The organism is Prosthecomicrobium pneumaticum (genome assembly GCF_014199915.1).
GTDB lineage: Bacteria > Pseudomonadota > Alphaproteobacteria > Rhizobiales > Kaistiaceae > Prosthecomicrobium > Prosthecomicrobium pneumaticum.
In genome coordinates, this window is sequence record NZ_JACHOO010000003.1 from 106,402 (window position 1) to 125,091 (window position 18,690).

An 18,690-nucleotide genomic window follows, 5' to 3' on the forward strand; every position below is an offset into this window, starting at 1 on the left:
CCGCCTTCCGAGACGCCGGGACCGGACCCTTGCCGACCATCCAGACCTTTCCGCTCGGCGGCTATGTCGTCGCCGCGACCTTCCTCGACGGCCGTCCCGTCTTCGCGACCGGTGACGGCCGGGTGGCGATCGTCGACGGCCCCGCGGCGGAGACCGTGCCGGTTCATGACGGCGGCCTTCTCGCGGCCGCCGCCACATGGGACGGCAAGCGGCTCGCCACCGCCGGCGACGACGGCAAGGTCGCGCTGATCGATGCGGCGGGCCATGTCGAGGAGGTGGCCCGGCTGCCGAAGAAGTGGATCGACACGGTGGCGACCGGGCCGGACGGCGCGCTCGCCTGGGGCAGCGGCCGGCAGGCCTATGTCCGCCTGGCGAACGGCCGGGAGAAGGTGCTCGAGCACGAGCGCGCGGTCGGCGGCCTCGCCTTCGCGCCGAAGGGGCTGCGCCTCGCCGTCGCCCGCTACAACGGCGTCTCGCTGTGGTTCCCGGCGACCGACGCGGCGGCCGCGACGCTCGAATGGAAGGGTTCGCATATCGGCGTGACCTTCTCGCCGGACGGCAAATATGTCGTCACGACGATGCAGGAGAACGCGCTGCACGGCTGGACGGTCGCCGACGGCAAGCACATGCGCATGTCCGGCTATCCCGGCAAAGTCCGCTCGATGTCCTGGTCGCCCAAGGGCCGCTATCTCGCCACTTCGGGCTCGGAAGCCGCGGTGTGCTGGCCGTTCCACTACAAGGACGGGCCGATGGGCCGCCAGCCGCTGCAGCTCGGTCCGCGGGCCGGGATCGTCTCGGCCGTCGCCTGCCACCCGACCGAGGAGGTGGTGGCGATCGGCTATCGCGACGGCGAGGTCGCCGCGGTGCGTTTCGCCGATGGCAATGAGGCGGGCCTGCGGGCGCCCGGCAGCGGCGGCCCGATCACGGCGCTCGCCTGGGACCGGCGCGGCGAACGCCTCGCCTTCGGCGGCGAGGACGGCACGGCGGGCGTGATCGACCTCGCCGGCTGAGGCGCTCTGGTCGTCATCCCCGCGAAGGCGGGGATCCATCGAGCAGGAGAACCTCTCCTTGTTCGGCCGGATGGGTTCCCGCCTTCGCGGGAACGACGGCGGAGGTGAAAACGCCTACCGCTTGAACACATTCACCAGAAACATCAGCGCCCCGAGGAGCGCGAGCAGCGAGGCGATCGCCACGACGGGCTCGAATTGCGGATAGCCGAGCAGCAGCGCCGCGAGCGCGGGGACCATCAGCACGATGCCGGCGGTCGAGATCCAGAACTGGACCTTGGCGAGCGTCCACGCCGCCTTGTGCGGATTGGCGTTGTAATAGAAGCCGAACAGCGCCGACGAGGCCCAGCCGAGCAGGTTGAGATGCGCGTGCGCGCCGACGAGGCGGTGATCCTGCGACATCGCCATGCCGATGCCCATCAGCATGCCGATGACGAGATAGACGATCGCTGTTTTGATGAACCATTGGCTCAGTTGAGGCATGTTCTCCCCCGTGGTGAGTCGACCGGCCTCGGCCGATGCGCCGAGCGTGGTCGGGTTGTGCGGCGTCTCAAGAGCATTTTCCCGGCCTGCGGGCAGTAACGCGCATCACAGCCCGTGAAGGAGAGCGAACCCGATGGCGAGACCCGTGCTTCTGGCGCTTTCTCTCTTCGCCGGCTTCGTCGCCGCGCAGGGGCCGGAGTTCGGCCAGCAATACCGTCAGCGGCTCGGCGGCGCCGCCGCCGAACTCGGCCGGGTGGTCGCGGATTTCGATCGCGATGCGGCCGAGGCCGGCCTCGATCGCGCCCGCGCCGTCGAGAGCATGCGTCGCGCCTCCGACGAGTTCATCCGGCTGCGCGCGGCGAGCATGGAACGCGCCTTCGAACGCTATGCGGCGCTCAGCCGGCAGCAGGCGGCGTTCGAAACCGGCGCGATCCTCGCGACCCTTCGTGCCGTCGCCGCGGCGCCCGATCCGACGCTGATGTCGGGCACCTGGCGCGACTACGAGCCGGCGGTGCCGACGACACCGGACGGCTTCGTCGCCGCGGGTCTCGGCTTCGGCCTCGTCTATGTGCTCGCCCGCACGCTCGGCATGACGCTGCGCCGCCCGAAGCGTCGGCGCCGCCGTCCCGACGAGGACGACGACTTTGCGGCCGCCCCGCCCCCGCGCCGCCCGCACCGGGTCGACTGGGGGAGGAGCGCCGATCCCGGCTTCTGATCGTCCCGCCGGCCCTACCGCACCAGAATGTTGCGGAACTGCCAGGGGTCGTCGCGATCGAGATCTTCCGGGAAGAAGCCCGGCCGGCCGTCGAGCGGCGTCCAGTCCGTATAGTGGCCCTCTATGGTGCCGAGATAGCGCCGCTGGATCGACAGGCAGCGGGCGAAGTCCATCTCGTCCGCCTCGACGATCCCCGCAGCCGGGTTCTCGAGCGCCCAGACCATTCCCGCCATGACAGCGGAGGTAACCTGCAGCCCCGTCGCATTCTGATAGGGCGCGAGGGTGCGCGCCTCCTCGATGGTGAGACGCGACCCGTACCAGTAGGCGTTGCGGGCGTGGCCGTAGAGGAGAACGCCGAGCTCATCGCGCCCGCCGACGATCTCGCTCTCGCTCAGGATGTGCTGCTTGCCCTGCGGCTGGCCGGCCTGGCCGAACAGCTCGTGCAGCGACAGCACCGCGTCGTTCGACGGGTGATAGGCGTAGTGGCAGGTCGGCCGATAGACGAGCGCACCGTCCTCGTGCACGGAATAGTAGTCCGAGATCGAGATCGCCTCGTTGTGGGTGACGAGAAAGCCGAATTGCGGCCCGGAGATCGGGCACCATGTGCGAACCCGCGTATCGGCGCCCGGCTGCAGCAGATAGATCGCCGCCGCGTCGCTCTTCGCGTGGCGCCGGGCCTTGTCCGGCATCCAGCGCTCGTGCGTGCCCCAGCCGAGCTCGGCCGGCTGCATGCCCTCCGAGAGCAGGCCGTCGACGGACCAGGTGTTGACGAAGGTGTCGTCCGGTTTCGGCATGCGCGATCGCTGCGTGTCGCGCTCGGCGACGTGCACCCCCTTGACGCCGAGTCCACGCATCAGCGCCGCCCAGCCCGCACGGTCCGTGGGCGCCTCGACAGGACGGCCGGTATCGCGGGCGATGTCGAGGAGCGCCTGCTTGACCAGCCACGACACCATGCCGGGATTGGCGCCGCAGGTCGAAACCGCGGTCGGTCCGCCGGGGCGCGCGCGCTTTTCCGCCATCAGCGTCTCGCGCAGCGCATAATTGGTGCGCGCGGCGGTATCGGCGTTGCGGTCGTAGTAGAAGCCCGGCCAGGGCTCGATCACCGTGTCGATATAGAGCGTGCCGAGTTCGCGGCAGAGCCGCAGGATGTCGACCGACCCGGTATCGACCGAGAGATTGACGCAAAAACCCCGGCCTTCTCCGGCGGTCAGGAGCGGCGACAACAGGTCGCGATAGTTGTCGCGCGTCAGCCCCTGATGGATGAAGCGGATGCCGCGCTCGTCGAGCAGCCGGCGGTCGCGGTCGTCCGGGGCGATAACGACGAAGCGGTCCTTGTCGAAGCGGAAATGACGCTCCAGCAGCGGCAGGACGCCGCGCCCGATGGAGCCAAAGCCGATCATCACGATCGGGCCGTCGATGGTGCCGTAAATGGGCCAGTCGGCGGGCGTGGTCATGTCCGGATGCTCCTCGGGGCCGTGTGCCGTTCGGCCAGAGTTCCTAATAGGAATGGGAAACGGACGGGCAGGATTGCCCGTCCGCTAAGGCGGGGGAACCGTAGAGAGTTCAGGCGGCCGCGTCGAGCCGTGCCAAGGTCGGAACCGGCCGCCGGAGGGGCCGCAGCGACGTCCCGGCGAAGGGCGCGGCGATGGCGCCGGTCGGCCGCAGCATGCCGGCCGCGCCGTCGAGCGCGCCCTTCGTCAGCTCGAGCGCCAGAAACCGGTCGGGATCGACCGGGCCGGGCATCTGAAGCCGCCGCGTCGGCGCGGCGGAGAAGCCGAACCGCGCGTAATAGGGCGCGTCGCCGACGAGGATCACGGCGTCATGGCGGAAGCCCGCCGCGCGGGTGAGCGCCACGCGCATCAGCCGGCCACCGATGCCTTCGCCCTGGCGATCGTCCGCCACGGCGAGCGGCCCGAGCATCAGCGCGGGCCGACCGCCGGCCGAGACGTCCCACAGGCGCACGGTACCGACGAGTTCGCCGCTCGCGCCGTCGCGGGCGACGAGTGCGAGACCGGGCGAGGGAAGCCTTCCCTCGCGCAGCCGCTCGGAGGATTTGAGGAAGCGCCCCTCGCCCATCACGCGGTCGAGCAGCGCCTCCCGGGCGCCCCAGTCGTCGGGCGCCTCGGCTTCGATCAGGACCATTCGTTCCCCCTCAGATCACGTAGGAGGCGAGCGGTTCGAAACCGTTGAAGGCGACGGCCGAATAGGTCGTCGTATAGGCGCCGGTGCCCTCGATCAGCACCTCGTCGCCGATCGACAGCGAGATCGGCAGGTCGTACGGGGTCTTCTCGTAGAGTACGTCGGCCGAATCGCAGGTCGGGCCGGCGAGTACGCAGGGCGCCTTCTCGTCCGCGTCGTGGCTGGTGCGGATCGGATAGCGGATCGATTCGTCCATCGTCTCGGCGAGGCCGCCGAACTTGCCGATGTCGAGATAGACCCAGCGCACCGAATCGCTCTCGTGCTTCTTCGACACGAGCACCACTTCGGCCTTGATCACGCCGGCATTGCCGACCATGCCGCGGCCCGGCTCGATGATCGTCTCCGGAATGCGGTTGCCGAAATGCCGCTTCAGCGCGCCGTCGATCGCCTGCGCATAGGAAGGCACGCCCGGCACCTCCTTGAGGTAGCGGGTCGGGAAGCCGCCGCCGAGATTGACCATCTGCAGCTGGATGCCGCGCTCGGCGAGCAGTTCGAAGATGCCGGCCGCAGACGCGAGCGCCGCGTCCCACGCTTCGACATTGCCCTGCTGCGAGCCGACATGGAACGACACGCCATAGGCCGCGAGGCCGAGACGATGGGCGTGCTCGAGCACGCCGACCGCCATGTCGGGCTCGCAGCCGAACTTGCGCGACAGCGGCCATTCGGCGCCGGCGCCGTCGCAGAGGATACGGCAGAACACGCGCGCGCCGGGGGCGGCGCGGGCGACCTTCTCGACCTCGGCCTCGCAATCGACCGCGAAGAGGTTGATGCCGCGGGCGAAGGCGGCGGCGATGTCGCGCTCTTTCTTGATCGTGTTGCCAAAGGAGATGCGCTCGGCGGTCGCGCCGGCGGTGCGCGCCATGTCGATCTCCGCCACCGAGGCGCAGTCGAAATTGGAGCCGAGCGAGGCGAGCAGCGCCAGCACTTCGGGCGCCGGATTGGCCTTCACGGCATAGAAGATGCGGGTGTCGGGCAGCGCATGGGCGAAGGCGAGATAGTTCTCGCGCACCACGTCGAGATCGACAACGAGGCAGGGACCCTCGGGACGTCGCTCACGCAGGAAATCGATGATCTTCGCGGTCATGGCAGTCTCCCGTGCCGGCAGCGAGGGCCGGCGAACGAATTGCGATCCAGACGAGCCATCTGTCCGTGACGCGGCGGCCGATGTGGAGACGGCCGAGCGCGTCGCGGCTGCGACGGATTTTGCCGGCGGGTGAGGCCGGCGGTTTGGTTCGCGGGTGGACAGTCGCCAGCAGGACGCATCGGCGTCCCTGCTTCGCTGCCTTCGCCTGGGAGGGAGACCCTTCCACGCGCCCGGCAAGGATGTAGTGCCTCTTCAGTGACCCCGGCCTTTGGAGAGCCGGCAGAGACCAGAAAGGCCCGCTACGTCGTTGCTTCAAGTCGCGTCCCCCGCGGAGACGGGGTTCACCGGTTCGCTTTCCGGCTGCCGACCTTTTCGGGATCGCTCCCGAACTCCTGAGGCCTTTCGGCCCTGGGCGTCACCTCGGCCTCTTGTCCGAAGTCCCACCGGTCGGCACGCAACCACAGGCACGTGCGAAATTGGGCGAGGCGAGACGTATGCATATTCGCCGTCGCATTCAAGGGATTTTTTGCGCCCGCCGAAGAGATTTCACAAGGCGGCCGCACGGCGAAGGGAGGGGGCGCTTCGGGACGTGCTCACTCCATCTTGGAGCGGGCCGGCGCATGAGGATGGGCTGCCGGCGCCTCCCCGTCTCGTCAACCCCGAGCAACCCTCTCCGACCGGTGCTCCGCGGCAGGCACGGTTCAGCCGGCTGCAACAAAGGGATCGACGATGCGCAGCCGACCCTCGATGATCAGGCCGTTCTGCATGTCTTCGGACCACAGTGTATCGCAGCCGCAAAGGAGCGCGGATGCGACGATCATCGCATCATAGGTCGACAAGCCGTAGCGCTCGGCGATAGCCAGTGCGGCATCGTGCGTTTCGACGGTCAGAGGATGGACGTCGAGGAGTCCGCGCAGGAGGGCGAGCATCGCCCGCACCTCGGCCCATTGCATGTGCATCTTGCGGCGCGCCACATTGGCGACCTCGTTGAGAACTTGCACGCTGATGGCTCCGCCCGCCGCAACGACGGACTCAGCCCTGTTCGCCTTCGCGGCATCGCCCGATGTCAGATAAAGGAGGACATTGCTGTCGACGAAGCTAACGGGCATTCGCCTCGTCCCGGTCGAACTTGAAGTCGTTCGGAAGGCGGCCGCGGAACGCCCGGAGGCGCTCGAGGAGCGCGGCGCGCCCCGGCTTCCGGGCTATGCCAAAGGTGCGATCGTCGGCGACGTGGATCTCGATCTCGTCGCCCTCCTTGAGGTCGAGCGCCTCGACCACGGCGGCCGGAAGACGGACGGCGAGGCTATTACCCCATTTCGAGACCTGCACGTCGCTCACCCTGGATAGACACAGTGCCCCATGTATATCGTCGGCGTGCACTGTCGAGAAGCATCCGGAACCCGGAAGGGGTCACCCCCAGGGCAGGCGGCGCTTCAGACGTTCGAGGAGACCCGGCTCCTGCGGCGCGGCGGGCTGGTAGGCCTGCACCGGGGCCGTGGCGCGCACCGGGGAGGGGGCTGGCAGCGGCACGCCCGGCGCCGGCTCGCCCTTGACGACGGCGAGCTCCGGTCCGGGCGCAGGCGCCGAAGCCTGCGCGCGCTCCGCCTCCTCGGCGGCCTTCTTCGCATCGGCGACCGCCTTCTCCTTCGCCTTCTCGACGAGGGCGGCGATCTCGATGTCTTCCGCGGCCTGCTTCTGCTTCACGCCGGCCTCGATCCATTCCGGGACCGTATAGGCGGGGCAGGGCGCTGCGGCGCTCGGCGTCTTGCCGGCGAAATCGGCGTCGAACTTGTAATCCTTGCCGCAGACGCTGACGGCCGGCACCTTCCGCGTCACCTCGAAATGGTTGTAACCCTCCCGCAGCCGCTGCCAGAACGGCATGTTCGGGTCGTCGGCATGGCGCGCGAGGTTCTCGGCCGTCATCTTGAACGGGAAGGCGTGCACCTCGAAGGCGCGCTGACCGCCGCGGAGGGCGTCACGCGCCAGGGAATAGATCTCACCGGCCGCCTGGTCTGTCATCGAATAGCAGCCGGCCGAAGAACAGGCTCCGTGCACCATCAGATTGGAGCCGGTGCGGCCATAGGCCCGGTCGTAGGCGTTCGGATAGCCGATGTTGAAGGAGAGATAATAGCTGGAGTTCGGGTTCATCTGGCCGGGCGTGACCGTGTAGAACCCTTCCGGCGCCTGGCGGTCGCCTTCCTTGATCTTCGGTCCGAGCTTGCCCGACCATTTGCAGATCGGGTAGCTGACGAGCAGCGCATATTGCCCGTCCTTGCGCTGCTTCCACACCTCGAGCTCGGATTCCTCCTTGAACACCCGCATGTAGACGGGCGAGGTCTCGCTCATCCCGAGCTTGTCCATCTTAGCGACGAGCTTCGGCGGCACGGGAGCGAGCGCCTTCGGCCCGCCGCCATCGTCCTGACAGCCGGCGAGCAGAGTGGCGGCGAGGAGCAGCGCAGCGGCGCGCAGCAGTGTGTTCGGGCGTCGGGCGGTCATGGTCGCGGTCCTGCGCCGACGGTGCGGCCCCATGGTTAACATTTCCTCAACCGGCCGGCCTCGGCGCGCCTCTCTTCTTCTGCCGAAGCCGGGCGGAATCGTGACGCGCTAGAGATTACGCCCGATCGCGAGGAATTTCTCCCGCCTCTGCCGGCGGATCTCGTCGGCCGGCAGGCCGTCGAGCGCGGCGAGCGAGGCCGCGATCGCGTCGCCGGTGGCGGTGAGAACGGCGTCGGGGTCCCGATGCGCGCCGCCGAGCGGCTCGGGTATCACCGTGTCCACCACGCCGAAGCGGACGAGGTCCTGCGCCGTGATGCGCATATTGGTCGCCGCGTCTTGCGCGCGGCTCTTGTCGCGCCACAGGATCGAGGCCGCGCCCTCCGGCGAGATGACGCTGTAGATCGCATGCTCGAGCATCATCACCCGGCTCGCGGTGGCGAGCGCGATCGCGCCGCCCGAGCCGCCTTCACCGATCACCACCGCGACATTGCCGACGCCGAGCTTCAGGCAGGCCTCGGTCGACCGGGCGATCGCCTCGGCCTGGCCGCGCTCCTCGGCGTCGATGCCGGGATAGGCGCCCGCCGTATCGACGAGCGCGACGACCGGCAGGCCGAACCGGTCCGCGAGCTCCATGATGCGGACGGCCTTGCGATAGCCCTCCGGCCGCGCCATGCCGAAATTGTGCCGGATGCGGCTTTCGGTGTCGTTGCCCTTCTCCTGGCCGATCACCGCGACGGGCCGGCCGCGGAAGCGGGCGAAGCCGGCGACCACCGCCTGATCGTCGCCGAACTTGCGGTCGCCGGCGAGCGGCGTGAACTCGTCGAACAGCGCCCGCTGGTAGTCGACGAAATGCGGCCGGTCGGGATGGCGGGCCACCTGGGTCTTCTGCCAGGGGGTCAGCTTCGAATAGATGTCGGCGAGCGCCTGGCTGGCGCGGCTTTCGAGGCGGGCGATCTCGTCGCCGATCGCGACGGCGTCGCCGCTCTCGCCCATCGCCTTCAGTTCCTGCACCTTCGCCTGCAGTTCGGCGACGGGCTTTTCGAATTCGAGATAGGTTCGCATCCGGACCTTGTGCGCGGATCAGGGAGGAAACGGCGCGGGCGCGCGCGCCCTTGAGCCCCCTCGGAAGCGGCCGCACACTGGCGACAAGGTTCCGGGAAGTCAAGCGAGGCGGCGCACGGTGGCTCAGCCGGGCTCGGCCTCCGCCCGGCTCTCCCGGGCGAGCGGATGACGTTCGGCGACCAGCGCCTTCAGCCGCTCCTCGAGGACATGGGTGTAGATCTGCGTCGTCGAGATGTCGGCATGGCCGAGCAATTGCTGGACGATGCGCAGGTCGGCGCCGTTCTGCAGCAGATGGCTCGCAAAGGCGTGGCGCAGCACGTGCGGCGAGACGCGGCGTGGCGCGATGCCCGCCGCTCCGGCGAGGTCCTTGAGATCGCGGGCGAAGGCCTGCCGGGTGATCGTGCCGCTCTCCCCGAAGGAGGGGAAGAGATGGCGCGGATCGCCCGCGCCTGGGTCGCGGATCGCGGAGCGCAGGCTCACATAGCGGCCGATCGCCGCCCGCGCCCGCTCGCCGAGCGGTACGAGACGTTCCTTGCCGCCCTTGCCGCGCACCGTGAGGGCGCGCAGGTCCGGCCGCGCCGCGGCGGCCGGCAGCGCGACGAGCTCGGAGACCCGCAGGCCGGTCGCATAGAGCGTCTCGAGGAGGGCGTGGAGGCGTGCCGCCCGCAGCGTGGCGAGCGGCCGCTCTGCCCGGTCGATCTGCGCCTCGGCGGTCTCGAGCAGACGGTCGACCTCCGCCTCGGAGAGGATCCTGGGGAGTGGCACCTGCTTCTTCGGGCCGTCGATCACGCCGGTCGGATCGTCGCCGCGAACGTTCTCGGCGAACAGGAAGCGCTGCATCTGGCGGATGGCCGACAAGCGCCGGCCGGCGGAGGAGGCGGCGAATCCGCGCGCTTCGAGATCGCCGAGATAGCCGCGCACCTCGGCGGCCGATGCGCTCTCGAAATCGCTGCCGATCCCGGCGAGGAAGGCGCCGAAATCCTCGAGGTCGCGGCGATAGGCGGCGAGCGTGTTCTCGCTCGCGCCGCGCTCGGCGCTCATCATCTCGAGGAAAGCCTCGAGATGATGCAGCCCGGCGATCGCACGCCCCGTCTTCTTGCGCGCCATGATCACTCCTGCGTCGGGGCCTGCAGCAGGCGTTCGGTCGAGACCCGCACGGTCATCTCCCGCTCGTTCGGCCGGACGAAATGGGCGAGCGAAAAGACGAGCGCGAAGCCGCTCACCGTGAGAACGGCGCAGATCGACAGGAAGCGGAAGAGCGTCGGCATCCGGATCTCGTGCAGGGCCTCGTGTCTCCGCTTGTCCCCGAGCCGCGCCGCCAAGGCAAGGGCCCGCCGGTGCATGGCTGCCCGGCGCGTCTCTGTCATACGCTTGACTTCGAATGCCGTCTTCGGCTCAAGCTCCGCCCGAGCGAGGAGAGGCGACGGCGTGAGCGAAGGACAGGCGGCGGCGACGGAGGACGGGGCACAGGCCGCGACCCTGCTGCGGCTCTTGGGGCCGCGGGCGATCGTGCTGGTCGGCCTGATGGGGGCCGGCAAGACATCGGTGGGCAAGCGCATCGCGGTGAAGCTCGGCCTCGCATTCGCCGACGCCGACGCCGAGATCGAGCGCGCCGCCCAGCAGACCATTCCCGAGATCTTCGCCACGCATGGCGAGGCCTATTTCCGCGACGGCGAGCGCCGGGTGATCCGCCGTCTGCTCGACGGCCACCCGAAGGTGATCGCGACCGGTGGTGGCGCCTTCATGAGCGAGGAGACGCGGATCGCGATCGCCGAAGGGGGCGTGTCGGTCTGGCTGCGGGCCGAACTGCCGGTTCTGATGGCGCGGGTGCGCCGCCGCTCGAACCGGCCGCTCCTGCAGACCGACGACCCGGAGGCGACGATGAAGCGCCTGATGGACGAGCGCTATCCCGTTTATGCGCAGGCCGACGTGACGATCGAATCGCGCGAGATCGCCCATGATCTCGTCGCCGACCAGGTGATCGCCGGCATCATCGCCTTCCTCGAAGCCGAAGCTGCCGGAACCGGGTCATGACGTTCGCCGCCCCGATCACCGTTCCGGTCGCGCTCGGCGACCGCAGCTACGACATCCTGATCGGCCGCGGCCTTCTCGCCGCCGCCGGCGCCGAGATCGCGTCCCGCATGCCGAAGGCGCGGGTCGCCATCGTCACCGACGAGAACCTCGCCCGCCTGCATCTGCCCACGCTCGCCGCGAGCCTCGATGCGGCCGGCATCGGCCATGTGCCGGTCGTCGTGCCGCCCGGCGAATCGACCAAGAGCTTTTCCCATTTCGAGGCCGTCGTGCGGGCGATCCTCGCCGGCCGGCTCGAGCGCGGCGATCTCGTGCTGGCGCTCGGCGGTGGCGTGGTCGGCGACCTCGCCGGCTTCGCGGCGGCCGTAGCGCGGCGCGGCATGCGCTTCGTCCAGCTGCCGACCAGCCTGCTCGCCCAGGTCGATTCCTCGGTCGGCGGCAAGACCGGCATCAACACGCCGGAGGGCAAGAACCTCGTCGGCGCCTTTCATCAGCCCGACCTGGTGCTCGCCGATACCGGCCTCCTCGACACGCTGTCGCCGCGCGAATTCCGTGCCGGCTATGCCGAGGTCGCGAAATACGGGCTGATCGACGATCCCGCCTTCTTCGCCTGGCTCGAGGAGAACTGGCGCGGCATCTTCGCCGGCGGGCCGGAGCGCGAGCACGCGGTCGCGGTGAGCTGCCGGGCGAAGGCCGCCGTCGTCGCCCGCGACGAGAAGGAGACGGGCGACCGCGCCCTCCTCAATCTCGGCCACACCTTCGGCCACGCGCTCGAAGCGGCGACCGGCTATTCGGACCGGCTCGTCCACGGCGAGGGCGTGGCGATCGGCATGGTGCTCGCGCATGATTTCTCGGCCCGTATGAACCTCTGCTCGCCGGACGACGGAAGGCGGGTGAAGGCGCATCTCGCCGCGGTCGGCCTCCCCACCACGCTCGGCGAGATCGCCGGCGGCCTGCCGGATGCCGACCGGCTGATGGCGCTGATCGCGCAGGACAAGAAGGTGACGCGCGGCACGCTCACCTTCATCCTCACCCGCGGCGTCGGCGAGGCCTTCATCGCGCGCGACGTCCCGCCCGAGGCGGTGCGCGGCTTCCTCGCGGAGCGGCTCGAGGAGGTGTGACCGCCGCCGCTTGCCAGCCGCCTTCCTCCGGTCCACGCTTCATCCCGAGGCGGCGCGGGCGCCGCGGCGGGGAGGCCTCATGCTCGACATTCTGGCGACCTTCGGCGGCTGGTACGACCTGCCGGCCCATCTCTCCTATCTGATCCTCGCGATCTCCTTCTTCGTCACCAACATCTACTGGCTGCGCATCCTCGTCATCGTCTCCTTTCTGTTCGAGATCGTCTATTTCTCGATGCTGACGAGCTATCTGTGGTCGGGCATCGCCTGGGATCTCGTCTTCGTCGCGATCAATCTCTACCGGCTCGCCGACCTTCTGCGCGCCCGCCGCATGGTCAATCTGGCGAGCGGCGGCCATCTCCTGCGCACCGCGCTGCCCAACATGAAGGACGAGGGCCTCGCCCAGCTCGTCGCGCTCGGCGAGGAATGGACGCTCGGCGAGGGTGAGGCGCTCACCCGGCAGGGTGAGCCGGCCGAGGCCTTCTTCCTGATCATGGAGGGGCGCACGCGGGTCGAGGTCGACGGTGTGCGCGTCGGGGCGATCGGCCGCGGCGAATTCGTCGGCGAGATCTCTTTCCTCACCGGCATCTCGGCGACGGCGACGGTGGTCGCCGACGGCCCGGTCCGCCTGATCGCGCTCAACCGCGACCGGCTCGCGCAGGCCTGCCGCGACAATGCCGAGGTCTCGGCGGTGATCCACGAGGTGATCGGCGAGGCGCTCGCCCGCAAGCTGGTCTCCGCCAACCGCCGTACGGTGGCGGACGTGCAGGCGCAGGCGGGGTAGTCGGATCGACCACCACGCCGGGCCTTGCGTCTTCGGCCCCTCGTTTCGGCAATGGCTTGACCGTCCGCGCAACATAGGCCGACTGGTCGCGCCGGTTCTTCCGAATCTGGTCGACTCCCGCTGCTCCTCCAAGGATCATGGGTCGCATGAGGGCTTCGCGGGGCGAGGGATGCCGGGTTCTTTACGAGGGTATCTGCGGGACGCGATCATACGGTCGGGGCGATCGCCAAAGGCCTATGATCTTTTCTGGCGACGGGCTGGCAAGGTGGTCGCATTGGCGGAAATCGGGCGTAGAAGCCTGACTGCAGAAGGCGATCAGCAGGCCTATAAGCTCTTGGCCCGTCGTATCTCGCCCTTGCTTTCGGTGCTGCATGGACCCTTCAAGGGGTTGATCTATCCCAATGAGACCGCTTGGGGCAGCACTCTTATCCCGAAGCTCGTGGGCAGCTACGAAAAGGAGATTCATCCTTGGATAGACCAGATCTCCAATCTAAACTATGATGCCATCATCGATATTGGTGCCGCCGAGGGATATTATGCCGTCGGGCTGGCTCTAAGATTTCCAACCGCAAAGATAATCGCATTTGAAGTCGAGCCGTTCGCTCGAGAGCGCCTGGCGGCCATGGCAGCGCTGAACGGTGTCGCCGAGCGAATCGAGATTCGCGGGCTTTGCGACGCCCAGGCGCTCATGGATCTCGATCTCGATGGCCGCTGTCTGATCGTTTGCGACGCCGAGGGGCATGAGCAGGAGATTTTCGATGCCGAGGTCGTTCGGAAGCTCGAAAATCATGATCTGATCATCGAGTTTCATGATTTCGTTCATTTTGGAGTATCGAGGCGGCTCGCCGCTCTCTTTCACGAAACGCACGTTTTTTCAGAGACAGTCGCGCTCGAAGATCTGCAGAAGGCGCTTCATTTCGACTACAGCGAGCTGAACGGCCTGACGATCGCGGAACGAAGGCGCGCCGTCGCGGAGTACCGGCCGGCAGGCATGAGCTGGGGCTTGTTCGCCAGTCGTCGCGCGATCGACGATCACGGGGCCGTGGATTGACTCGACCGTCGACGAGCGGGGGCTACGGTTACGATTGTGGTCGATGCTCTGCGCAGCCGGCCGCAGGCGGACGAAGACGGACTGGCCCGGTCCGACCGCTCAGCCCTTCACCGCCGCCATCATGTAGTTGACGTCCATGTCCGCCGAGCGCTTCCATGCGCTGCGGAGCGGATCGAAGACGACGCCGGTCTCGGCCCGCGGCGTCAGGCCGGCCGAGGCCATCGCAGCGGCGAGTTCGGCAGGGCGGACGAGCTTGTCGTAGCTGTGGGTGCCCGGCGGCAGCCAGCGCAGTACCCGCTCGGCCCCGAGGATGGCGAGCAGATAGGCCTTCGTCGTCCGGTTGATCGTCGAGAACACCGCGAGCCCGCCCGGCTTCACGAGCGCGCCGCAGGCCGAGACGAAGAGCGGGACGTCGGCGACGTGCTCGACGATCTCGAGCGCGAGCACCACGTCGAAGCGCTCGCCTTCCGCGGCGAGGGCCTCCGCCGTCGTCGCGCGGTAGTCGATCGAAAGACCGCTCTCCGCGGCGTGAGCCCGGGCGATGCCGATATTCTCCGGCGAGGCGTCGGCGCCGACCACGGTCGCGCCCATCCGTGTGAGCGGCTCGGCGACGAGGCCGCCGCCGCAGCCGATGTCGAGCACGCGGAGTCCCTCGAGCGCATCGGCGGCGGTCGCGCTGCGGCCGAAAACGGTCGCGACCTCCTCCTTGATGAATCCGAGCCGCAGAGGTCCGAGCCGGTGCAGCGGCGCGAATTTGCCGTCGGGATTCCACCAGTCGGCGGCCATCGCCGAAAAATGCGCGATCTCGGCCGCGTCGACCGTCGTCTGTTCCGCCATCCCGGGCATGGGCGCTCCTGTTTGACGAGAGGGTCGGGTCGGCATGCGGCGAAGTCAAGGCGCCGCGAAGCCGCCGATTGCCCCGAAACGGGCGAGCCGCTATTGATGCGCCCCGCCGGCGGATGGCGCCGGCGAAAACTCCTGCCGACTGCCCCTCCGAAGGACGATCATGGCCCGTCTGGTGATGAAATTCGGCGGCACTTCCGTCGCCGACATCGACCGCATCCGGAACGTGGCGCGTCACGTCAAACGCGAGACCGATGCGGGGCACGAGGTGGCCGTCGTCGTCTCCGCGATGGCCGGCAAGACGAACGAACTCGTCGCCTGGACCCGCGCCGCGGCGCCGATGCACGATGCGCGCGAATATGACGCCGTCGTCGCGTCGGGCGAACAGGTGACCTCCGGCCTCCTCGCCATCGCGCTGCAGGAGATGGGCGTCAACGCCCGCTCCTGGCAGGGCTGGCAGATCCCGATCCGCACCGATGCGGCGCACGGCGCGGCTCGCATCGTCGACATCGACGGCTCGCTGCTCGTCGAGCGGCTGAAGCAGGGCCAGGTCGCGGTGATCGCCGGCTTCCAGGGCCTCGGCCCCGACAATCGCATCGCAACGCTCGGCCGCGGCGGCTCGGACACCAGCGCGGTGGCGATCGCCGCGGCGATCGGCGCAGACCGCTGCGACATCTATACCGACGTCGACGGCGTCTACACGACGGACCCGCGCATCGTCGGGAAAGCGAGGCGGCTCGACCGCGTCTCCTTCGAGGAGATGCTCGAAATGGCCTCGCTCGGCGCCAAGGTGCTGCAGGTGCGCTCGGTCGAGCTCGCCATGGTAAGGAATGTGCGGGTCTTCGTGCGGTCGAGCTTCGATCCGCCGGATGCGCCGCAGATCGGGGTCGGCAATCTGCCGCCCGGAACGCTCATTTGCGACGAGGACGAGATCGTGGAGAAGCAGGTCGTCACCGGCATCGCCTATTCGAAGGACGAGGCGCAGATCTCGCTTCGCCAGGTGCTCGACAAGCCGGGCGTCGCCGCCGCGGTGTTCGGGCCGCTCGCCGAAGCGGGCGTCAATGTCGACATGATCGTCCAGAACGTCTCCGAGGACGGCTCGACAACCGACATGACCTTCACCCTGCCGGTCGCCGATTACGACCGCGCCTTGAAGGTGCTCGAGGGCGCCAAGGATGCGATCGGATACCGCATCCTGCAGGGCTCGAAGGACCTCGTGAAGGTGTCGGTGATCGGCATGGGCATGAGGAGCCATGCCGGCGTCGCGGCCATGGCCTTCCGTGGCCTCGCCGCAAAGGGGATCAACATCCGCGCGATCACGACGTCGGAGATCAAGATTTCTATCCTGATCGATTCGGCCTACACCGAGCTTGCGGTCCGCACCTTGCATTCCCTATACGGGCTCGACGCGGCCTAGTCGCCGAGTGGACGTTACGGCCGGCGGCGCGAGCCGGCCGTTCCCCATCGCCCCGACTCATGCCACGAGTTGAGGACAGCAAGGCCGCACCGATTCGGAGCGTCCGAGGATTATGGTCATGCGGGGTTCCCTTGCCGGCCCGCGCGTTCTGCTCCGTCGCCTCCGCGAGATCATGGCGGAGCCGATCAGCGCCCAGGACCGGCTCGACAAGATCGTGGCGCAGATCGCGGCGAACATGGTCGCCGAGGTGTGCTCGGTCTATGTGCTGCGGTCGGACGAGGTGCTGGAGCTCTATGCAACCGAGGGCCTCAACCGCTCGGCCGTGCACAAGGCGGGCCTTCGGGTCGGCCAGGGTCTCGTCGGCCTGATCGCGGCCGACGCCCGGCCGCTCAACCTGCCGGACGCCCAGTCGCATCCCGCCTTCGCCTACCTGCCGGAGACCGGCGAAGAAATCTATCACTCCTTCCTCGGCGTGCCGATCCTGCGCGCCGGGCGCACGCTCGGCGTGCTCGTCGTCCAGAACCGCTCGCACCGCACCTATTTCGACGAGGAGGTCGAGGCGCTGCAGACGACGGCGATGGTGCTCGCCGAAATGCTCGCCGTCGGCGAGCTGGAGGGACTCGCCCGGCCCGGCACCTCGCTCGACCTCAAGCGGCCGATCACCTTGAAGGGCGTGCCGCTCTGCGAGGGCATCGGCCTCGGCCATGTCGTGCTGCACGAGCCGCGTGTCGTCGTCACCGCGCTCATCGCCGAGGACTCCGAGCGCGAGATCCGCCGGCTCGAGGCGGCGATCGCCTCGCTCCGGCTGTCGGTCGACGACATGCTGTCCCGCGACGACATCGCGCTCGCCGGCGAGCACCGCGATATCCTCGAGGCCTATCGCATGTTCGCCTATGACCGCGGCTGGGTGCGGCGGATGGAGGAGGCGATCGGCAACGGCCTCTCCGCCGAGGCGGCGGTCGAGAAGGTGCAGAGCGATACGCGCGCCCGCCTGCAGCGTCAGACCGATCCCTATCTGCGCGAGCGGCTGCACGATTTCGACGACCTCGCCAACCGGCTGCTGCGCGAGCTGATCGGCAAGGAGGCCGGCGGCGAGCGGCGGCAGATGCGCAAGGACAGCATCCTCGTCGCCCGCAACATGGGTGCCGCGGAGCTGCTCGACTATGACCGCGACCATCTGCGCGGCCTCGTGCTCGAGGAAGGCGGCCCGACCAGCCATGTGACGATCGTTGCGCGGGCGCTCGGCATCGCCACGATCGGCCGGGCGGAGAACGTCGTCTCGCTGGTCGAGAACGGCGATGCGATCATCATCGACGGCGACACCGGCGAGGCGCATCTGCGTCCGCCCGTCGATGTCGAGGCGGCCTATGCCGAGAAGGTGCGCTTCCGCGCCCGCCGGCAGGCGCAGTACCGGTTGCTGCGCGACAAGCAGGCGGTCACCAGGGACGGCGTCGAGGTCCGCCTCTTGATGAATGCCGGCCTGATGGTCGATCTGCCGCATCTCACCGAATCGGGCGCGGAAGGGATCGGCCTCTTCCGCACCGAACTGCAGTTCATGGTCGCATCGACCATGCCGCGGATGAAGGACCAGCGCGCCTTCTACGCCTCCGTCCTCGATGCCGCCGGCGACCGGCCGGTGACCTTCCGCACGCTCGACATCGGCGGCGACAAGGTGCTGCCCTATATGCGCACCTTCACGGAGGAGAACCCGGCGCTCGGCTGGCGGGCGATCCGGCTCGGTCTCGACCGCCCGGGCCTGCTGCGCATGCAGTTGCGCGCCCTGCTCGGTGCCGCGGCCGGCCGCGAGCTGCGCGTCATGCTGCCGATGGTGACCGAGGTCGACGAGTTGCGCCGGGCCCGCGCTTTGCTCGACCGCGAGATCGAGCATCTGCGCCGGCACGGCCATGAAGAGCCGACGCGGGTCCTGCTCGGCTCGATGGTCGAAGTGCCGCAGCTCTTGTTCCAGCTCGACGAACTGATGGCCGAGACCGATTTCGTCTCGGTCGGCTCGAACGATCTGCTGCAGTTCATGACGGCGAGCGACCGCGGCAATACCAATGTCGCCGGCCGCTTCGACATCCTGTCGCGGCCGTTCCTGCGGGCGCTTCGCCTCGTCGCGCGCGCCGCCGACAAGGCCGGCAAGCCGATCACGCTGTGCGGCGAGATGGCCGGCCGGCCGATCGGGGCGATGGTGCTCGCCGCGCTCGGCTATCGCTCGCTGTCGATGTCGCCGGCCTCCGTCGGTCCGGTGAAGCAGATGCTGCTGGCGCTCGATCTCGGGCGGCTGAAGACCCGGGTCGACGCCGCCCTCGATTCGCACGAGGGCGACGATGTGTTGCGGGGGGCGCTCGCCGCCTTCGCCGAAACGGAGGGCGTGCCGCTCTGAGCGGCGCGAACGCC

The 18,690-nt window shown here is 68.8% G+C and carries 19 protein-coding genes; 8 read left to right on the plus strand and 11 right to left on the minus strand.

Annotated features, from left to right (window positions below; all coding sequences use genetic code 11):
• The first annotated feature begins 29 nt into the window (after positions 1-29).
• Positions 30-1,010, plus strand: a complete 981-nt coding sequence (locus tag GGQ63_RS07565; RefSeq protein WP_183854307.1) for a WD40 repeat domain-containing protein — start codon at positions 30-32, stop codon at positions 1,008-1,010.
• Positions 1,011-1,124: 114 nt separating this feature from the next.
• Here the strand turns inward: GGQ63_RS07565 and GGQ63_RS07570 are convergent, their stop codons facing one another.
• A complete protein-coding gene (locus tag GGQ63_RS07570) occupies positions 1,125-1,490 on the minus strand; it encodes a hypothetical protein (protein ID WP_183854309.1) in 366 nt (121 codons plus the stop codon).
• A gap of 133 nt (positions 1,491-1,623) precedes the next feature.
• On the opposite strand from GGQ63_RS07570, the gene GGQ63_RS07575 reads away from it, so the two are divergent.
• Positions 1,624-2,205 carry a DUF2937 family protein gene (locus GGQ63_RS07575; protein ID WP_183854311.1) on the plus strand — a complete coding sequence of 194 codons (582 nt, stop codon included), beginning with the start codon at positions 1,624-1,626 and terminating at the stop codon, positions 2,203-2,205.
• Positions 2,206-2,219: 14 nt separating this feature from the next.
• Here the strand turns inward: GGQ63_RS07575 and GGQ63_RS07580 are convergent, their stop codons facing one another.
• The 9 genes from GGQ63_RS07580 to GGQ63_RS07620 form a co-directional block, all read right to left on the minus strand.
• The gene (locus GGQ63_RS07580) at positions 2,220-3,659 is read right to left on the minus strand and encodes a homospermidine synthase (protein ID WP_183854313.1); all 1,440 of its coding nucleotides are present in this window, start codon (positions 3,657-3,659) and stop codon (positions 2,220-2,222) included.
• 109 nt (positions 3,660-3,768) lie between these two features.
• Positions 3,769-4,347, minus strand: coding sequence for a GNAT family N-acetyltransferase (locus tag GGQ63_RS07585; RefSeq protein ID WP_183854315.1), 579 nt, complete (start codon positions 4,345-4,347; stop codon positions 3,769-3,771).
• Between the two features lie 10 nt (positions 4,348-4,357).
• On the minus strand, positions 4,358-5,488 hold the full coding sequence (locus GGQ63_RS07590; protein WP_183854317.1) for a type III PLP-dependent enzyme: 1,131 nt from the start codon (positions 5,486-5,488) through the stop codon (positions 4,358-4,360).
• A gap of 701 nt (positions 5,489-6,189) precedes the next feature.
• Complete coding sequence (locus GGQ63_RS07595; protein WP_183854319.1) at positions 6,190-6,597, minus strand: PIN domain-containing protein; 408 nt, start codon at positions 6,595-6,597, stop codon at positions 6,190-6,192.
• Positions 6,587-6,817, minus strand: a complete 231-nt coding sequence (locus GGQ63_RS07600) for an AbrB/MazE/SpoVT family DNA-binding domain-containing protein (protein WP_183855358.1) — start codon at positions 6,815-6,817, stop codon at positions 6,587-6,589. The genes GGQ63_RS07595 and GGQ63_RS07600 overlap by 11 nt, the downstream gene beginning before the upstream one ends.
• 81 nt (positions 6,818-6,898) lie before the next feature.
• The gene (locus tag GGQ63_RS07605) at positions 6,899-7,984 is read right to left on the minus strand and encodes a L,D-transpeptidase family protein (protein ID WP_246429681.1); all 1,086 of its coding nucleotides are present in this window, start codon (positions 7,982-7,984) and stop codon (positions 6,899-6,901) included.
• A gap of 108 nt (positions 7,985-8,092) precedes the next feature.
• Entirely contained in the window at positions 8,093-9,046 is a 954-nt protein-coding gene (locus tag GGQ63_RS07610; RefSeq protein ID WP_183854321.1) for an acetyl-CoA carboxylase carboxyltransferase subunit alpha, read from the minus strand.
• Positions 9,047-9,169: 123 nt separating this feature from the next.
• Positions 9,170-10,153 carry a site-specific tyrosine recombinase XerD gene (locus tag GGQ63_RS07615; RefSeq protein WP_183854323.1) on the minus strand — a complete coding sequence of 328 codons (984 nt, stop codon included), beginning with the start codon at positions 10,151-10,153 and terminating at the stop codon, positions 9,170-9,172.
• A 2-nt stretch (positions 10,154-10,155) separates the two neighbouring features.
• Entirely contained in the window at positions 10,156-10,314 is a 159-nt protein-coding gene (locus GGQ63_RS07620) for a histidine kinase (RefSeq protein ID WP_183854325.1), read from the minus strand.
• Between the two features lie 160 nt (positions 10,315-10,474).
• Between GGQ63_RS07620 and GGQ63_RS07625 the strand changes: the two genes are divergently transcribed.
• The 4 genes from GGQ63_RS07625 (at position 10,475) to GGQ63_RS07640 (ending at position 14,030) form a co-directional block, all read left to right on the plus strand.
• The gene (locus tag GGQ63_RS07625; RefSeq protein ID WP_343061112.1) at positions 10,475-11,080 is read left to right on the plus strand and encodes a shikimate kinase; all 606 of its coding nucleotides are present in this window, start codon (positions 10,475-10,477) and stop codon (positions 11,078-11,080) included.
• The gene (aroB, locus tag GGQ63_RS07630; protein ID WP_183854329.1) at positions 11,077-12,198 is read left to right on the plus strand and encodes a 3-dehydroquinate synthase; all 1,122 of its coding nucleotides are present in this window, start codon (positions 11,077-11,079) and stop codon (positions 12,196-12,198) included. Before GGQ63_RS07625 ends, aroB begins: the two co-directional genes overlap by 4 nt.
• Before the next feature lie 79 nt (positions 12,199-12,277).
• Entirely contained in the window at positions 12,278-12,979 is a 702-nt protein-coding gene (locus tag GGQ63_RS07635; RefSeq protein ID WP_183854331.1) for a Crp/Fnr family transcriptional regulator, read from the plus strand.
• Positions 12,980-13,253: 274 nt separating this feature from the next.
• A complete protein-coding gene (locus GGQ63_RS07640; RefSeq protein ID WP_183854333.1) occupies positions 13,254-14,030 on the plus strand; it encodes a class I SAM-dependent methyltransferase in 777 nt (258 codons plus the stop codon).
• A 99-nt stretch (positions 14,031-14,129) separates the two neighbouring features.
• On the opposite strand, the gene ubiG is transcribed toward GGQ63_RS07640, so the two are convergent.
• Complete coding sequence (gene ubiG, locus GGQ63_RS07645) at positions 14,130-14,867, minus strand: bifunctional 2-polyprenyl-6-hydroxyphenol methylase/3-demethylubiquinol 3-O-methyltransferase UbiG (RefSeq protein WP_183854335.1); 738 nt, start codon at positions 14,865-14,867, stop codon at positions 14,130-14,132.
• 169 nt (positions 14,868-15,036) lie between these two features.
• Between ubiG and GGQ63_RS07650 the strand changes: the two genes are divergently transcribed.
• A complete protein-coding gene (locus tag GGQ63_RS07650) occupies positions 15,037-16,290 on the plus strand; it encodes an aspartate kinase (protein WP_183854337.1) in 1,254 nt (417 codons plus the stop codon).
• A gap of 118 nt (positions 16,291-16,408) precedes the next feature.
• Complete coding sequence (gene ptsP / locus GGQ63_RS07655; RefSeq protein ID WP_183854339.1) at positions 16,409-18,676, plus strand: phosphoenolpyruvate--protein phosphotransferase; 2,268 nt, start codon at positions 16,409-16,411, stop codon at positions 18,674-18,676.
• Positions 18,677-18,690: the final 14 nt, after the last annotated feature.

Bases quoted from the DNA above. Each gene is read 5' to 3' on its own strand.
- GGQ63_RS07570 (WP_183854309.1), bottom strand. From the start codon at position 1,490: ATGCCTCAACTGAGCCAATGGTTCATCAAAACAGCGATCGTCTATCTC.
- GGQ63_RS07575 (WP_183854311.1), top strand. From the start codon at position 1,624: ATGGCGAGACCCGTGCTTCTGGCGCTTTCTCTCTTCGCCGGCTTCGTC.
- GGQ63_RS07580 (WP_183854313.1), bottom strand. From the start codon at position 3,659: ATGACCACGCCCGCCGACTGGCCCATTTACGGCACCATCGACGGCCCG.
- GGQ63_RS07585 (WP_183854315.1), bottom strand. From the start codon at position 4,347: ATGGTCCTGATCGAAGCCGAGGCGCCCGACGACTGGGGCGCCCGGGAG.
- GGQ63_RS07590 (WP_183854317.1), bottom strand. From the start codon at position 5,488: ATGACCGCGAAGATCATCGATTTCCTGCGTGAGCGACGTCCCGAGGGT.
- GGQ63_RS07595 (WP_183854319.1), bottom strand. From the start codon at position 6,597: ATGCCCGTTAGCTTCGTCGACAGCAATGTCCTCCTTTATCTGACATCG.
- GGQ63_RS07605 (WP_246429681.1), bottom strand. From the start codon at position 7,984: ATGACCGCCCGACGCCCGAACACACTGCTGCGCGCCGCTGCGCTGCTC.
- GGQ63_RS07610 (WP_183854321.1), bottom strand. From the start codon at position 9,046: ATGCGAACCTATCTCGAATTCGAAAAGCCCGTCGCCGAACTGCAGGCG.
- GGQ63_RS07615 (WP_183854323.1), bottom strand. From the start codon at position 10,153: ATGGCGCGCAAGAAGACGGGGCGTGCGATCGCCGGGCTGCATCATCTC.
- GGQ63_RS07620 (WP_183854325.1), bottom strand. From the start codon at position 10,314: ATGCCGACGCTCTTCCGCTTCCTGTCGATCTGCGCCGTTCTCACGGTG.
- aroB (WP_183854329.1), top strand. From the start codon at position 11,077: ATGACGTTCGCCGCCCCGATCACCGTTCCGGTCGCGCTCGGCGACCGC.
- GGQ63_RS07635 (WP_183854331.1), top strand. From the start codon at position 12,278: ATGCTCGACATTCTGGCGACCTTCGGCGGCTGGTACGACCTGCCGGCC.
- ubiG (WP_183854335.1), bottom strand. From the start codon at position 14,867: ATGGCGGAACAGACGACGGTCGACGCGGCCGAGATCGCGCATTTTTCG.
- GGQ63_RS07650 (WP_183854337.1), top strand. From the start codon at position 15,037: ATGGCCCGTCTGGTGATGAAATTCGGCGGCACTTCCGTCGCCGACATC.
- ptsP (WP_183854339.1), top strand. From the start codon at position 16,409: ATGCGGGGTTCCCTTGCCGGCCCGCGCGTTCTGCTCCGTCGCCTCCGC.